Source organism: Oleiphilus sp. HI0128 (assembly GCF_001635365.1).
On the sequence record NZ_LWGG01000520.1, the window covers coordinates 1 to 1,752 of the forward strand.

At 43.8% G+C, this 1,752-nt stretch carries 3 protein-coding genes; all 3 read right to left on the reverse strand.

Features of this window, described 5'->3' with window-relative positions:
* Nucleotides 1-526: NADH:ubiquinone reductase (Na(+)-transporting) subunit E (nqrE, locus tag A3763_RS06135; RefSeq protein ID WP_197482806.1), on the reverse strand; the 526-nt coding region annotated here is incomplete at its 3' end.
* The gene (locus tag A3763_RS06140; protein WP_068506475.1) at nucleotides 526-1,191 is read right to left on the reverse strand and encodes an NADH:ubiquinone reductase (Na(+)-transporting) subunit D; all 666 of its coding nucleotides are present in this window, start codon (nucleotides 1,189-1,191) and stop codon (nucleotides 526-528) included. The genes A3763_RS06140 and nqrE, both read right to left, overlap by 1 nt.
* Nucleotides 1,192-1,193: 2 nt before the next feature.
* A partial coding sequence (gene nqrC / locus A3763_RS06145; protein WP_068759949.1) for an NADH:ubiquinone reductase (Na(+)-transporting) subunit C occupies nucleotides 1,194-1,752 on the reverse strand: 559 nt, incomplete at its 5' end.

Sequence of the window (1,752 nt, forward strand, 5' to 3'; positions counted from 1 at the left end):
CAGGCACATCACTGTACTTGAGCTTTTCTCGGATACCGGCCAATGCGACGATCGCTAGAGCCCAACCGACACCAGCACCCAAGCCATAGACCGTGCTCTCAGCAAGATTATAATCACGCTCAACCATAAATAGAGATGCACCCATGATCGCACAGTTTACTGTGATCAATGGTAGGAATACCCCAAGAGCGTTATACAGATCCGGGAAGTACTTATCCAAAACCATTTCTAGAATCTGTACCAAAGCAGCGATAACACCAATGTAAGTTAACAAACCTAAGAAACTCAGGTCTACATCAGGATAGCCCGCCCAAGCCAAGGCTCCATCTTTTAGAAGGTAGGTATAAATAAGATTATTTACAGGAACAGTGATTGCCAATACAACGACTACGGCAATACCTAGACCGGTTGCAGCTTGAATCTTCTTAGAAATCGCAAGGAAGGTACACATTCCCAAAAAGAATGCCAAAGCCATATTTTCAACAAATACAGCCTTAACAAATAGGCTTAAATAATATTCGATCATTAGAACGCCTCCTTAACAGAGTGAGACGAGATTTTGTAATCAGCAGGCTCTACCTGATCTTTCTTCCATTGCCTTAAGCCCCAAATAAGCAAACCGATGATAAAGAAAGCACTTGGAGGAAGCAGCAACATACCATTAGGTACATACCAGCCACCATTGTTAACGGTAGGCATAAGCTCGATGCCAAACAACATGCCTGAACCAAACAATTCACGTACAAAAGCGACTAATAGCAAAATAACGGCATATCCTAAACCATTACCTATGCCATCCAGGAAACTCATGCCTGGGCCATTTTGCATTGCAAACGCTTCAGCACGCCCCATTACGATACAGTTCGTGATAATCAAGCCCACAAAAACTGAAAGCTGCTTACTAAGTTCATAGGCATAGGCCTTGAGAACCTGATCAACAACAATTACCAACGAAGCAATGATAGTCATTTGAACAATGATTCGTATGTTCGAAGGTATTTGGCTACGAATTACGGATACAAACAAGTTAGATAGGCCACATACTGCACATACAGCCAAGCCCATAACAACCGATAGCTCCATACTAGTGGTAACGGCTAACGCAGAACAAATACCTAAGATTTGAAGTGCGATAGGGTTATTGCTAAAAACTGGTTCAAAAAGAACTTTTTTTGCTGTTACATCACTCATTCTTAAGCTCCTTCACGCAAGCGATTCAGGTACTTTTGGAATCCCTGCTCGCCAGTCCAATATTGAATAAGGTTAGTCACACCCACACTAGTCAAAGTAGCACCAGATAGACCGTCTACCATGTATTCGGCATCAGCTCGACTTTTATCAACTGCGCCTTTAATCAAGCCAAGCTTTGGCTGATCGCTAGACGCGAAGTCGTAGACCTTTTTACCCGGCCAAATCGCTTTCCAGCGCGGATTATCAACCTCACCACCCAAGCCAGGAGTCTCGGCATGCTCATAGAAGCCAAGCCCAACGACTGTATTAGCATCGCCCTCCAAAGCCAAGAAACCATGCAGTGTCGACCATAAGCCATAACCGCTTACAGGAAGAATGATCGTTTCAATCTTTCCGGCATCTTCAACCAAGTAGATCTTGGCGAACTTAACTCTACGCTTGATACCTGCAACGTCGTCAGCTCGCGAAAGAGTTGTTGAAAAGGCTGGATCTTTAGCCGCTTTTCTCTGGTCGTAATCAAGGACATTTTCCTTATTTACTGCAGAAGCCTCGACATATTCA

Coding starts and splice junctions, on each gene's coding strand:
- A3763_RS06140 (WP_068506475.1), bottom strand. CDS start 1,191: ATGAGTGATGTAACAGCAAAAAAAGTTCTTTTTGAACCAGTTTTTAGC.